The sequence below is a fragment of the Streptomyces sp. MGP-P1 genome (genome assembly GCF_057766565.1).
In genome coordinates this window covers 202,486-215,162 of record NZ_JBYMEM010000004.1, presented here as the reverse complement: position 1 = coordinate 215,162, position 12,677 = coordinate 202,486, and the positions used below count along the sequence as shown (strand labels likewise).

9 protein-coding genes and 2 pseudogenes are annotated in these 12,677 nt (G+C 72.4%); 3 read left to right on the top strand and 8 right to left on the bottom strand.

Annotation, left to right across the window (positions count from 1 at the left end; genetic code table 11):
• Positions 1 to 61: 61 nt before the first annotated feature.
• Positions 62 to 1,546, bottom strand: a complete 1,485-nt coding sequence (locus tag AC3CH1_RS08720) for a peptidoglycan D,D-transpeptidase FtsI family protein (RefSeq protein ID WP_488462380.1) — start codon at positions 1,544 to 1,546, stop codon at positions 62 to 64.
• Positions 1,547 to 1,792: 246 nt separating this feature from the next.
• On the bottom strand, positions 1,793 to 2,638 hold the full coding sequence (locus AC3CH1_RS08715; RefSeq protein WP_488462379.1) for an LLM class F420-dependent oxidoreductase: 846 nt from the start codon (positions 2,636 to 2,638) through the stop codon (positions 1,793 to 1,795).
• Positions 2,639 to 2,758: 120 nt separating this feature from the next.
• Between AC3CH1_RS08715 and AC3CH1_RS08710 the strand changes: the two genes are divergently transcribed.
• The gene (locus tag AC3CH1_RS08710) at positions 2,759 to 3,259 is read left to right on the top strand and encodes a sel1 repeat family protein (protein ID WP_488462378.1); all 501 of its coding nucleotides are present in this window, start codon (positions 2,759 to 2,761) and stop codon (positions 3,257 to 3,259) included.
• 94 nt (positions 3,260 to 3,353) lie between these two features.
• Here the strand turns inward: AC3CH1_RS08710 and AC3CH1_RS08705 are convergent.
• Positions 3,354 to 6,412, bottom strand: a pseudogene (locus tag AC3CH1_RS08705) (GNAT family N-acetyltransferase).
• Between the two features lie 126 nt (positions 6,413 to 6,538).
• Here AC3CH1_RS08705 and AC3CH1_RS08700 point away from each other — a divergent pair.
• Entirely contained in the window at positions 6,539 to 7,267 is a 729-nt protein-coding gene (locus AC3CH1_RS08700) for a siderophore-interacting protein (RefSeq protein ID WP_488462377.1), read from the top strand.
• Between the two features lie 96 nt (positions 7,268 to 7,363).
• Here AC3CH1_RS08700 and AC3CH1_RS08695 read toward each other — a convergent pair whose 3' ends face one another.
• The 3 genes and pseudogenes from AC3CH1_RS08695 to AC3CH1_RS08685 form a co-directional block, all read right to left on the bottom strand.
• Positions 7,364 to 7,729: a DUF6463 family protein gene (locus AC3CH1_RS08695; protein WP_488462376.1), complete on the bottom strand. Its 366-nt coding sequence runs from the start codon at positions 7,727 to 7,729 to the stop codon at positions 7,364 to 7,366.
• A gap of 37 nt (positions 7,730 to 7,766) precedes the next feature.
• Positions 7,767 to 9,353 carry an APC family permease gene (locus tag AC3CH1_RS08690; protein ID WP_488462375.1) on the bottom strand — a complete coding sequence of 529 codons (1,587 nt, stop codon included), beginning with the start codon at positions 9,351 to 9,353 and terminating at the stop codon, positions 7,767 to 7,769.
• Positions 9,354 to 9,580: 227 nt separating this feature from the next.
• A pseudogene (locus AC3CH1_RS08685) lies at positions 9,581 to 9,760 on the bottom strand (aldehyde dehydrogenase family protein); the annotation flags it as partial.
• A 199-nt stretch (positions 9,761 to 9,959) separates the two neighbouring features.
• Here AC3CH1_RS08685 and AC3CH1_RS08680 point away from each other — a divergent pair.
• The gene (locus AC3CH1_RS08680; protein WP_488462374.1) at positions 9,960 to 10,427 is read left to right on the top strand and encodes a VOC family protein; all 468 of its coding nucleotides are present in this window, start codon (positions 9,960 to 9,962) and stop codon (positions 10,425 to 10,427) included.
• Between the two features lie 455 nt (positions 10,428 to 10,882).
• Here AC3CH1_RS08680 and AC3CH1_RS08675 read toward each other — a convergent pair whose 3' ends face one another.
• Complete coding sequence (locus AC3CH1_RS08675) at positions 10,883 to 11,854, bottom strand: DMT family transporter (RefSeq protein ID WP_488462373.1); 972 nt, start codon at positions 11,852 to 11,854, stop codon at positions 10,883 to 10,885.
• Positions 11,851 to 12,669, bottom strand: a complete 819-nt coding sequence (locus AC3CH1_RS08670) for an SDR family NAD(P)-dependent oxidoreductase (RefSeq protein WP_488462372.1) — start codon at positions 12,667 to 12,669, stop codon at positions 11,851 to 11,853. Before AC3CH1_RS08670 ends, AC3CH1_RS08675 begins: the two co-directional genes overlap by 4 nt.
• Positions 12,670 to 12,677: the final 8 nt, after the last annotated feature.

Sequence of the window (12,677 nt, the reverse complement as noted above, 5' to 3'; positions counted from 1 at the left end):
TGTCAATTCGGAGCCGCCGAGCCGGTCCCTGGTCCGCCCTGAAACGTGAGGCCCGGGGGTCTCAGTCCCCCAGCACCGCCTGCATCACGCTCTTCGCGATCGGGGCGCCGAGCCGGCCGCCCGAGATGTCGGAGCGGGAGATGTCCATGTCCGTCGGGTCGATGAACACGGCGACCGCGACCGAACGGCCGTCGTCCTTCTTGCCGTAGCTGACGAACCAGCCGTACGGGACCTCGTCGCGGACGTTCACGCCGCGCTGGGCGGTGCCCGTCTTGCCGCCGACCGTCACACCGTCGATCAGGGCGCGCTGGGCGCTGCCCTCCTTCGCGGTGTACTCCATCATCTCCTGGACCTTCTTCGCCGTCTCGGACGAGACGGCCTGGCTCATCTCCATCGGCTCGTTCTTCTCCAGCGTGGAGAGGTCCGGGCCGCGCAGCTCGTCGACGATGTAGGGCTGCATCAGCTTGCCGTCGTTGGCGAGGGCCGCCGTGACCATCGCCATCTGCATCGGGGTGCTGGTGAGGCTGCCCTGGCCCATGCCGGTGAGGGCGGTACCGGGCTTGTCGAGCTTCTGCGGGTAGAGGCTCTTCGTGGCGAGCATGTCGCCGAACTCCTCCGCGTACACGTCCTCGTTGAAGCCGAACTTCTCCGCCGTCTCCCGCATCCGGTCCTCGCCCAGTTCGGACGCCGCGTCGAGGAAGACGTTGTTGCAGGAGTACTGCATGGCGGTCTTCATCGACGCCTTGTTGCACACCGCGTCGCCCGCCTCGCTGCCGATCTTGTTGGTGGAGAGCGGGAGGGGATACGGCGAGACCGCGTCCGTCTTGGCGTCCACGTCCGTGACCACGCCGTGCTCCAGCGCCGCAGCGGCCGTGAGGATCTTGAAGGTGGAGCCGGGCGGGTAGGTCTCGCGCAGCGGGCGGTTGGCCAGCGGCTTGCCCTTCTTCTTCTCCAGCGCCGTGAAGCGGTCGCTCTCCTTGAAGGAGATCCCGGCGAAGGTCTCGGGGTCGTACGAGGGCGTGGAGACCAGGGACAGCACCTTGCCGGTGCGCGGATCCAGGGCGACCACCGCGCCCCGGGCGCCCAGGTCGGTGAGGCCCTTGTAGGCCGCCTTCTGCGCCTTGGCGTCGATCGTCGTGATCACGTCGCCGCCGCGCCGGGGCTGCCCCGTCAGGATGTCCTTGGCGTGCCGGAAGGCGAACCGGTCGTCCTGGCCGCTGAGGACGCTGTCGTAGGTCCGCTCCAGCAGCGAGGTGCCCCGGGACTGGGAGGCGTACCCGGTGACGGGCGCGTACATCGCCCCGTCCTTGTTGGTCCGGAGGAACGCGTAGTCCCGGCTCTCGGTCTCCTTCGATCCGGTGATCGCCTTGCCGCCGACGATGATGTCTCCGCGCGGAGTGGCGAACCGTTCGAACCGCACGCGGGCGTTGTTCTCGTGCTGGGCCAGCTCCTGGCGGTCGACGTGCTGGAGCCAGTTGGCCCGCAGCAGCAGGGCCAGCACCAGCAGCCCGCAGAAGATGGCTATGTGCCGCAACGGCCTGTTCATTCCACTCCCCACCCGGGCGGGCTCCGGTCTGGACGGCGGGGCGCCCGCCGACCGGGCCCGCGTATGCGTTCCCCGATGAACAAGGATGCCCTGTGGGCGCGCCCGGTTGCACCGGCGACCCCGGGCGCCTCTCCTCGACGGTACGCGGCGTGACCGCCGGAAGTACCCGGCGTAGTCGCGTGGGCGTCAGAGACACGCGGCGTAGTCGCGTGGACGTCAGAGACACCCGGCGTAGTCGCGTACGCGTCAGAGATACGCGGCGTAGTCGTCCAGCGTCCGCAGGACCTCCGGTGCGTCCGCCGGGGGCAGCTGGAGCACGACCTCCTCGATGCCCAGCTCCGCGTAGTGGGCGAGCTTCCCCGGGCTGGGCAGCACCGCGTACGGCACCACCTGGAGGTCCTTCGGGTCGCGCCCGGCCTCCTCCCAGGCCGCCCGCAGCTTCGGCAGCGACTCGGTGAGGCCGCCGCCGCCGATGGGCAGCCAGCCGTCCGCGTACTCCGCGATGTGCGCGAACAGCTTCGGGCCCGCCCCGCCGCCGATCAGGGTGCGCGGGCCGTTGACCGGGCCGCGCGGCCGCTGGGCGGGCTTGGGGTGCGCCTCGCTCGCCCGCACCGACCCGAACGCGCCCTCGTACCCGGTCGGCTCGTCCGCCCACAGGGCCCGCATCAGGGCCATCCGGTCCCGCGCGAGCTCCCGGCGCGTGGACCACTCGACCCCGTGGTCGGCCGCCTCCTCGACGTTCCAGCCGTAGCCGACACCGAGGGTGAACCGGCCGCCGGAGAGGTGGTCCAGGGTGGCCGCCTGTTTGGCCAGGTCGATCGGGTCGTGCTGGGCGACCAGGGTGATGCCGGTGCCCAGGGCGAGGCGCTCGGTGACGGCGGCGGCCTGGCCGAGGGCGACGAACGGGTCCAGGGTGCGGCCGTACTCCCGGGGCAGCTCCCCGCCCATCGGGTACGGCGTGCCGCGGATCACCGGGATGTGCGTGTGCTCGGGCAGGTACAGCCCGCCGAACCCGCGCTGCTCCAGCTCGCGGGCGAGCCTGACCGGGGTCACCGTCTCGTCGGTGAGGAAGATCGTTGTGGAGATCCGCATCGAGAACACCTCCGTCGTCCGTCAGCGCGTCATGCGTGCGAAGGGCCAAGGTATGCCGTACGAGAAGGAAATCCGAGACCGTCGTCCGTGTGCGTCGGGAGCGGACGGAGAGGAGTTGCGATGGGGCCGGGAGTGGGACCGGGACGAGGACCGGGGCTGGGGCCGGGGCTGGGGTACTTCCTGTTGCCGGCGGGCGGCGCGCTGAGCCTGACCGGGGTCGTCACCGGCAACGGCACGCTGGTCAGCCTGAGCTGGATCATGTGGGTGCTCGGGATCCTGCTGCTGTTCCGGAGCCGTTCGCGCCGCCCCGTCGATCCGGCGAAGCTCGCGGCGGCGGCCGCGGCCGGGGACGCCCGGGCCGTGCGGGGGCTGCGGGCGCTCGCCCTGACCGCGCGCGCCGAGGGGCGCCCCGACATGGCAGAGCGGCTGCTGCGGCAGGCGGTGAAGGCCGGTGACGTGGAGTCGATGTGGGAGCTGGGCCGCCTGGTCGAGCAGCGCGAGGGGCCGGTGGCGGCGGAGCCGTGGTTCCGGATGGCGGCGGAGGCCGGGCACCCGGTGGCCAAGCGGCTGTTCCGGCCGGGCGGCGCGTTGCATCCGGACGGGTCGGACCCGGCGCCTTAGGCGCGGGGCGGACCGGGCGCCCGAGGACGTGCCCGCGCCAGGGTCTTCCCTTGGGATCGGACCCCGCGGGCCCGGCGCCTCAGGCCCCTCCGCGCTACGCGAGTCGCAGCGCGGCCTCCCTCGTCAGGAACGCGAGCCGGGCCGTCTTCTCCGGCTTCTCGATCTCCGGGCCCAGCTCGAAGCCGGCCCGGACCATCCGGGCGAGGGCCTTCTCGTTGCGGGCGTCGGGCTCGACGACGACCCGCAGGCGGGTCGGGTCGCCGAAGACGAAGCCGATGAACGCGGTGAGGAGGGCGTCCGTGTACCCGGTCACCGGCCCCTCGCCCTCGGCGGGTGCGATCAGCAGGTGGATGCCGAAGTCGCCGGGCCGTACGTCGTAGCACTCGCCGACCGGGTCGGCGTCCGGCTCGTACGTCTGGAAGAGCGCGACCGGGACCCCGTCGCGCAGGGCGAGGTAGGCGTGGTGCGTGGCGAGCGAGCCGACGAACTCGTAGATCTCCCGCACCTGCTCGCGGGTGTGGCCGCCCATGCCCCAGAAGCGGGCCCGCTCCTCGGTGACCCAGCCGTGCAGCAGGTCCAGGTCGGCCGCGGGGTCGACGGGGACCAGGCGGACCGTTCCGAAGCCCTCGACCTTCTGCTCGTGGACGGCCGCGCGGAGGGCCGGGACGGTGGGGTCGGCGGTGGCGGTGGCGGTGGCGGTGGTGGTCATGGCGGGGGGCTCCTCCGGGTGGCGGGTCGTCGGGTGCAGCAGGTTCCAGTCCGTGACGACCGGGATGAGCGCGCCCGTCGACCACAGGGGCGTCTGGTCGCGGTGGTGGGCGGATCCGGGGACTCCGGACGCGCCGAACGGGACGACCCACCGGCTGTCCTCGCGGCGGGCCAGGTCCCAGACGTAACGGGCGGCCGGGCCCCGGGCGAACAGGTCGGTGACGCCGGGGACGGCGGAGGTGGACAGCACGCAGTCGTGGTCGCCCGCGAGCCCCGGCCGGGACGCCTCGTCGTCGGGCGTGAGGTCTGGCAGGGCCTGCCAGGGGACAGCCGGTGCTGCTCGCCCCAGGGGCCGGGCGGAGTCTCCTCGGCCGCGGCGGCGACGGCCTCGGCCGAGGCCGCGACCAGCGCCAACCGGTCCTCGTACGGCAGGAGTCCGACGGTGAGCAGGCTCTCCAGGGCGTAGCCGATCCGGGGGACGGCGGCGAGCCAGGGGCGGAAGAGCGCCGGGTACGCGGCCGAGCGCCACGGGTCGTCCGCGCCCGTGACGCCCTTCAGCGCGGGGTGGCAGGACAACCGGTGGACGACGTCGGTGCGGAGGCGGGCGTAGAGCGTCGCGTCGGCGCTGTCCGCGTCCATGTGCCGGTCCCAGCGCAGCAGCCGGTCCCGGAGTCGCTCGGCGGCGGGCCCGAGGCCGGGGGCCCACGCGAGCAGGGACAGCAGGGGCCGGGACGAGGCAAGGCGGGTGTCGGTGTGGACGGCGGCCAGGGCGGCGGACGACCAGTCGGTGCGCGCGCCGAGCAGCTCCCGGATGCGGCGGGCCCGGTGCGGGGGCGCGAACTCCACCCCGAGCGGGGCGGCGAGGCCGCGCTCGTTGGCCATCACGGCGATCCCGCCGGGGCCGACCGCTTCGGTACGGGGCAGGGGGACGGCCTCACCCTCGCGCCAGGCGTACACGGGGTCCTCGGCCGGGACGACCCGCAGCCGGTTGACGTCCGGGCGCACCGGGACGTGTCCGGCGACCCGGTGCAGGGCGCCCCCGGCGGTGTCGGCGGCCAGGACCACGTTGACGGGTTCGACCCAGCGGTCGAGGGCGGCGTCGAGGTCGGCGACCGTACGGGCCCGGAGCAGTGCGGGCAGCGCGTCGAAACCCAACTCGCCGGTGACGCGAGGCGGGTGGCGGAGGCTGACGGAGAGGCCCTGGGCGGAGGCGTCGGCGTCCGGGACACCGTCCGGGCTGCCGGCGGGGGTCCCGTCCGGGTCACCATCCGGGCTGCCGCCGGGGGTTCCGTCCGGGCCACCGTGAACGCCGCCCTCCGGGCCGCCATCCGGGCCGCCGTCCGAGCCGCCGTCCGGGCCGCCGTCCGGGCCGCCGCCCAGGGTTCCGTCCGGGCCACCGTGAACGCCGCCCTCCGGGCTGCCATCCGGGCCGCCGCCCAGGCCACCGCCCGGGCCGCCGATGATCACCGGCCCCCGGTCCGTCTCGATCACCTCGACCGTCTCCGGGTCCGCCCCCGCCACCTCGATCGTCTCGGTGTGGGCGTGGGCCCGGCGCCAGCCGTCCGGGCCGAGCGCCTCCACCCCGCCGTCCGGGGTGCGGCGCAACTGCTCCCGGTAGAGGTCCTGGTAGTCGGCCATGGCGTTGGTGATCGCCCAGGCGACGCCACCGCCGTGCCCGAAGTGGGCGATGCCGGGGATGCCAGGGACCGCGAGGCCGACGACGTCGAACTCGGGGCAGGCGAGCCGGATCTGCTGGTAGACGCCGGGGGCCTCGATGAAGCGGTGCGGGTCGCCCGCGAGGAGCGGGGCCCCGCTGGCGGTGCGGGCGCCGGTGAGCAGCCAGCCGTTGCTGCCGGCGGTGCCGGGGCCGTCGGTCGCGAAGAGGGTCATCCGGTCGTCGCCGAGCCGACGGGCGACCTCTTCGCGCCAGAGTTTGGTCGGGAAGCCCGCGAACAGGATGTGCGTGGAGAGCCAGACGCCGAGCGGGGTCCAGGGCTCCCAGCGGCCCGGGACGAGGCCCACCGCGGCGAACTCGGGTGCGTGGGAGGCCCCTTCGGCGAGGCCGTCGTTGACGCCGTCGACGTACGCCGCCACCCAGGCGGCGGTCTCCGGCGCGAGGCGGTCGAAGCAGCGGCGGGCGGTGTCGGCGAGCCGGGCCCGCCGGACGAACCGGTCCCAGTCGACGGCTTCCGCACCGAGGCCGGAGGCGCTGGTACCGAGCAACCGGTGCCGCTCGGTCTCCAGTTGCCAGGCCCGGTCGAGGGCGGTGACGTACCCCTGGGCGCGGGCCAGCGCGAGGGCGTCGGCGGCCCGCAGGTGCGGTATCCCCCAGTCGTCGCGGAAGACCTCGAAGTCCCCCCGGGCCGCTTGGCCCTCGGCCTGGGGCGCCTCGGACCGAGCCCCCGCGCCCGCACCCGGTCTCTCGCTGTCGACGCCGGTCGTCATCGTTTCGCCCATCCCCTGCATCCGGTGGTTTTCAGCCACTCCCCAGCTGTCGAAATTTAGGTTAGCCTAACCTAAAGTGACCTTTTGGGCAGTGGGCCGGGGCACCGGGGCGAGGCAGGAGACACCGTGGGGCATGGCTGGGAAGGCGTCGTTCTCAAACTGTTCAGGGGGCGTGACTTCACGTTCACGGTGACCGGCGCGGAACAGGTCACGGACCGTTTCCACCGGGTGCACATGACCGACGGCGGGCTGCTCGCCGCGACGGGCGGGGCGCACCCGACGATGTGGGTGCGGCTGTGGTTCGAGAAGGACGGCAAACCCCATCAGCGCGCCTACACCCTGGTCGACCCCGACCCGGAGACGGGCACGTTCAGTCTGGAATTCGCCCTGCACGAGGGCCCTGCCTGCGACTGGGCGAAGACCGTCGGGATCGGCGAGACGATCGACGCGACGCTCCAGGGCACCGGCTTCGCCCTGCCCGACCCGGCACCCTCGCGGCTCTTCGTGATCGGTGACGCGGCGGCGCTGCCGGCGATCAACTCCCTGCTGGACGCGGTCCCGTCGACCCCTGCGACGATCTGGTTCGAGACCGCGCACGAGGAGGACCGGAAGCTGCCGTTCCGCCTCGACGGGGCCCACCACACCCTGCACCACGTGGAGCGCCGGGAGGCGGGCGCGCATCTCGTCTCCGAGGTGAAGGCGGCCCTGCCGGAGCTGCTGGGCGAGGACCGCACGGACGCGTACGTCTGGGTCGCCTGCGACACGGCGACCACCCGGACCCTGTCGGCGTACCTCCGCAAGGAGCTGGGGCTGCCCAAGGACCGGGTGAACGCGCTGGGTTACTGGCGGCCGTAGACCCCGGACTCTTCAACGCCGGAGCCCCGGCCCCAGGGGTTCCGGCCCCGGGGTTCCGGCAGCTTCGGCGACGCTCGCCGTACGCGCCTACAGCGCCTACGCGCCGCCGGACCGCAGCGACCTGCGCAGCAGGACACCGCCGATCCCCACCAGGCTCGGGAACCCGCTCTTCGGCATGGCCACCGTGCCGACCACGCCGACGGCGGCCAGGGCGATGCCCGCCGCGCGCTGGGCCGGGATGTCGTCGTGCTCCTCCGCCGAGCACAGCAGCCGGCCGCCCAGCCACAGGGTGGGGGCGGCGGCCATGAACCAGAAGGCGGCGGCACGGTCGCCCCGGTCGGGCACGGAGTCGACCACGTCCCGCCCCAGCTCGGCGAGCACGTCGCGGTAGATCACCGCACCGATGGCGCCGTGGGCGATGCCGACCACCTGGAGCCAGTGCCCCATCGAACGTCGCGTCATGGCGTCAGCGTACGGGCCCCCGCACGGCCCGACGGGATCAGTCCTCGACGACGAGGGCCGGGGTCTCCTTCGTCAGGATCTCGCCCCGGAAGAAGGCCGGGCTGCGGCGCTCCATCGCGACCATCAGCACGACGCCGAGGAGCAGCAGCCCCACCCCGATGACGAACACCGATCCGACGCCGAGGACCGAGGATCCGGAGCCGTACGCCGGGTCCCACATGTCGTAGAGGGTCTTGGCGAAGACGGCGGCGAGCAGGGCTCCGCCGAGCAGCGGGAAGAGGCCCTTGAAGACGAGGTCCCGGGCGGAGCGGGTCAGTTCGGCGCGGAAGTACCAGGCGCAGGCGAAGGCGGTCAGCGCGTAGTAGAAGCAGATCATGAGGCCGAGCGCGTAGATGGTGTCGACCAGGACGTGCTCGCTGACCAGGGTCATCACGGTGTAGAAGACGCCGGTGCCGATGCCCGCCGTGATCGTCGCCCGGCCGGGCGTCTTGAAGCGGGGGTGGACCTTGGCGTACGAGGCCGGCATCGCCTCGTACGCGGACATCGCGAGGACCGTGCGGGCCACCGGGATGAACGTGGTCTGGAGGCTGGCGGCGGCCGAGGCGAGGACCGCGAGGAAGAGCAGGACGCCGAGGCCGGGGCCCATGACCGGTCCGGCGAGGGCGGCGAAGACGTTGTCGGAGGTGTCCGGGTTGGCGAGGCCGAGCCCGGAGGTGCCGGAACCGACGGCCATCTGCGCGGCGGTGCCGGTGGCGAGGTAGGAGCCGACCAGGACGACCATCGCGATGAGGGCCGCGCGGCCGGGGGTCTTCTCGCTGCCGGTGGTCTCCTCGTTGGCGGTCAGGCAGGCGTCCCAGCCCCAGAACATGAAGATCGAGAGGGACAGCCCGGCGGTGAAGGCCGCGAAGGACTGGACGGCGAAGGGGTTCAGCCAGGACCAGGAGAAGTCGAGCGAGGAGGCGAAGTCCGGTCCGCCGCTGCCCGCCTTGCTCAGGGCCATCGTCACGAACACGGCGAGGACGACCAACTGGAGCCCGACCAGGGCGTACTGGATGCCCTTGGTGGCGGTCATGCCCCGGTAGCTGATGGCGGTGGCGACGGCGATGAGGACCAGGCAGGTGAGGATGTGGACCGGCTTGCTGTCGTCCAGGGCGGCGACCGACGCGCTGCCGGTGACCTCCCCCGCGAGCAGCCAGAAGTACGAGGTGGCGACGCCCGCCAGGTTGGACAGCACGATGATCGTCGCGATGACCAGGCCCCAGCCGCACATCCAGCCGACGCGGGGGCCGAACGCCTTCACCGTCCAGGTGAAGGAGGTGCCGCAGTCCGGCATCGCCCGGTTCAGCTCGCGGTAGGCGAAGGCCACGAGCAGCATCGGCAGGAACCCTGCCAGGAAGACGGCGGGCATCTGCACGCCGACCTCTCCGGCGGTGGAGCCGAGGGTGGAGGTCAGGCAGTAGACGGGGGCGACGGTGGAGACGCCGATGACGGCGCTGCCCATGAGGCCGACGGAGTTCCCGCCGAGCCCCTTGCCCCGTACGCCACCGCGGCCGTCACCACCGTCGGCCGGGGCGCTTCCCCGTACCGTGTCTCCGGCCCGTGGCCGCGCGTCCAGCTGAGTCATGGGGAGGACGCTATGCGCTGCGATATCCACATCCGGAGTGTGAGACTCCAACGTCTCACCCTTGGATATATCAGCCAACTCCCCAAGAATGCCCCATCAATTCAAGGTCACATCCGCATGAAGCCTTGCAATGCATGCCACTCAGCCAGGCGTGACGACGTACGGTAATCGCAGCACGGTCCGTTTTGTGATGATTCAAAATTTTCCCGCGCCCCGTGGAGAAGCTCTCAACCGGACCAGACGATCGCCTGCGTCTCGCCGTAGGCGTGCAGCGCGTACGAGCCCCCGTCCCGCCCCATCCCGCTCTTCTTGAACCCGCCGAACGGGGCCTCCATGTTCCGCCCGACCGCGTTGACGCCGACCCCGCCCGCGCGCAGCCGGCGGGCGATCCGGAAGGCGCGGGGGCGACGGCCGCCATCGTCATACCTGACGCATCATCAGACACGGGGTGGGGGTACCTCGGGGCGCCTCGGTGGTGGATGTCGATGAGTTTCACGGCCGCCGGCGGTCAGAAATGGTAGGCAGAAGACAGATCGACCGACCGGGGCGGCCCGGCAGGCACACGGCACACGGGCACGCACGATCGACAGAGCAAGGAGACCAACCATGACGGCTTCCACCGACGACAGCAGCGACATTCCCGGCACCACCACCGGTACCGGCACCACCACCCCCGGTACCGGCACCGGCACCGGCACCGGCACCGGCACCGGGGGCATCACAGGCCTCGGCGTCATCATCGGCAGCACCGACTCCGCCGCCCTGATCGCCTGGTACCGCGCCGCACTGGAACCCCTGGGCGCCCGCTGGGCGGAGCACTTCCTGATCGTCGGCCCCGGGGCGATCATCGGGTTCGACGAACGGGACGACGTGGCGGACAAGGCCGTCGAGCCGGGCCGACAGCTGATCAACCTCACCGTGCGCGACATCCGGGCGGCCGAGAAACACCTCAACACGCTCGGGGTGACCTGGGTGCGGCCGGTCGAGGACACCGGGGACGGCTGGTTCTTCTCCACGATCGTGGACCCGGTGGGCAACTACCTCCAGCTCCTCCAGGGCCCGGGAACACCCTGAATCCCCTCCTCCGCACGGCACGGGCGGCTAGTTTGTCGAGGCCATCCGAACAAGGGGATCTCAGCGAACATGCCGCACATGCCGAGCACGTCGAGCACGCCATCGACGACGACCTTCCGTATCGGCGGAGACCTGACCGTGGGGCGGCTGGGGTTCGGTGTGAGGGGATCCGGCTTCAGGCCGGGCAGCGGTTCGCGGCGGGTGAGAAGACCTCGGCGACCGCGGAGGATTTGCGAGTGAGCCTGCGGACCGTAAAACCAACCCCACGTTGAAAACCTCAGTAGGCCAACGGGCTACGCTCCTCCCTCACGCGGACCGCACCCACCTCCGCGCGAGCCGTCCGGGTCCTGGCCGAGGACGAAGCGCTGAGCTCCGGCCGAGTCATCAACCACGCCCTGCACGCACTCGGTCCACTCGACAGGGTCCGCACTCGTTGGGAGATCGCCATCGGCTGGTCACCGGCACCGGCTCCCCCGCTGGACCGGCGGCAGGCCACCGCCGCTCGTCCTCGGTTCGGGACTGCCGGACAGGACGGCCACCCGGCCCCGCCCCGCAGCGTCGGTCACCGCAGGCTGCCGCAGACCGATCAGGACGCCTGCGGTGACGAGCAGGGCGCCGGCGACATCTGCGAGGCTCACCTCGCCGAGCCCGAGTGCGACCGTGGTGATCAGCGCACCCACCGGGACGAGTCCGGCGAAGAGTCCGGCACGTGCGGCGCCCAGTCGGCGCAGCGCGGCGTACCAGAGGATGAAGGCAGTGGCTGTGACGAGTACCCCGAGGTAGCCGAAGGCGGCCGCCTCGGTGGGGGTGGGCAGGCGAAGGGAGTTCGTACCGTCCAGGGCGATGCCGGCGGCCAGCAGCATGGGCACGGCCAGCGCCGCGGGATAGGCGGCGACCCTCAGGGGGCCGAGTTTGGGCAGCAGAGGAAGAGCGAGCAGCGAGAAGGCGACCTCGCCGACAAGCGCTCCCAGCGACAGCAGCACCCCGTGCAGACTGCCGCCGCCGAGCCCTGCGGCGACGGCGGCGCCCAGGGTCACGACCACTGCGGCGCCGACAGTGCGCGCGGCCGGCCGGCGGCGTTCCGTCAGCGGCCCGACGAGCGCGAGAACGATGGGGATCGCTCCGACCACAGTGCCGATCATGGCGGGGCTCGCGTGCCGTGTGGCTTCGACCAGGAAGATGTTGAAGCCCGCCAGCCCGGTGGCAGCCAGGGCCAGAAGGAGCAGGACGTCACGGGGGGTCAGGCCGGCGCGAGGTAGACGGCGGTGGCGTACCACGGCGAGGAGGATGGCCGCGGCGAGCGCGTAGCGCAGGGCCTGCCCGCTGAGGACGGGGTAGTCGGCGATCGTCGCGGAGACGGCCGTCGAGGTGCCGACCAGCAGCATCGCGGCGGCGGCGCCCGCGGCCGGAACGGTGGAGGAACTCATGCCGCGTACTCCGTCGGCTGCGGGGCGGTGCCCGCGGGGCTGAGGACCTTACGGGTCACGCGCTCGGCAATGGCGGCGACCAGGGTGCGCGGCCGGCGCGGCAGCAGATGCGCGGCCAGGGCATTGGCGAGCCCGGGGGTGACGTACCCGCGGTCGCGGTCGAGTGCGCGGAGAGCGGCGCGTACAACGGGCTCCGGCGTGGTCATCGAGCCGTTGACGGCCGCCCTGCGGGTGCCGATGGCCTCGAAGAAGGGGGTGTCGACCGGGCCGGGGCACAGAGTGAGCACGCGAATGCCGCGCCCGCGGTACTCCTGGCGCAGGGCGAGCCCGAAGTTCAGGACGAAGCCCTTGGCCGCGCTATAGACGGCGAAGTACGGGGAGGGCTGGAAGCCCGCGGTGGAAGCGACGTTCAGAACTGCGCCCGCGCCGCGCTCCAGCATGCCGGGGAGCAATGCGTGGGTGAGGTCGACGAGCGCGACGACGTTGACCATCAGCTGGTCGTGGTCACGGTCCGCGGCGATGTCCTCGAAGCGACCGCACGTGCCGAATCCGGCGTTGTTGATGAGCAGGTCGACGCTCAGGCCCCGGGCGGTGAGACGGTCGGCGATCTGGCGGGCCGCGTCGGGGTCCGAGAGGTCCTGGGCCAGGACGTGGGCGCGGATGCCGTGCTCCGCGGCGAGGCGCTCGGCGAGGGCGGTGAGCCTGTCCTCGGAACGCGACACCAGGATCAGATCGTGTCCTCTGGCTGCGAGCTGGGCCGCGAACTCCGCCCCGAGTCCGGATGAGGCACCGGTGATGAGCGCTGTGCTGTGCACGGGAGATC

Bases quoted from the DNA above. Each gene is read 5' to 3' on its own strand.
- AC3CH1_RS08720 (WP_488462380.1), bottom strand. From the start codon at position 1,546: ATGAACAGGCCGTTGCGGCACATAGCCATCTTCTGCGGGCTGCTGGTG.
- AC3CH1_RS08715 (WP_488462379.1), bottom strand. From the start codon at position 2,638: ATGCGGATCTCCACAACGATCTTCCTCACCGACGAGACGGTGACCCCG.
- AC3CH1_RS08710 (WP_488462378.1), top strand. From the start codon at position 2,759: ATGGGGCCGGGAGTGGGACCGGGACGAGGACCGGGGCTGGGGCCGGGG.
- AC3CH1_RS08695 (WP_488462376.1), bottom strand. From the start codon at position 7,729: ATGACGCGACGTTCGATGGGGCACTGGCTCCAGGTGGTCGGCATCGCC.
- AC3CH1_RS08690 (WP_488462375.1), bottom strand. From the start codon at position 9,353: ATGACTCAGCTGGACGCGCGGCCACGGGCCGGAGACACGGTACGGGGA.
- AC3CH1_RS08680 (WP_488462374.1), top strand. From the start codon at position 9,960: ATGACGGCTTCCACCGACGACAGCAGCGACATTCCCGGCACCACCACC.
- AC3CH1_RS08675 (WP_488462373.1), bottom strand. From the start codon at position 11,854: ATGAGTTCCTCCACCGTTCCGGCCGCGGGCGCCGCCGCCGCGATGCTG.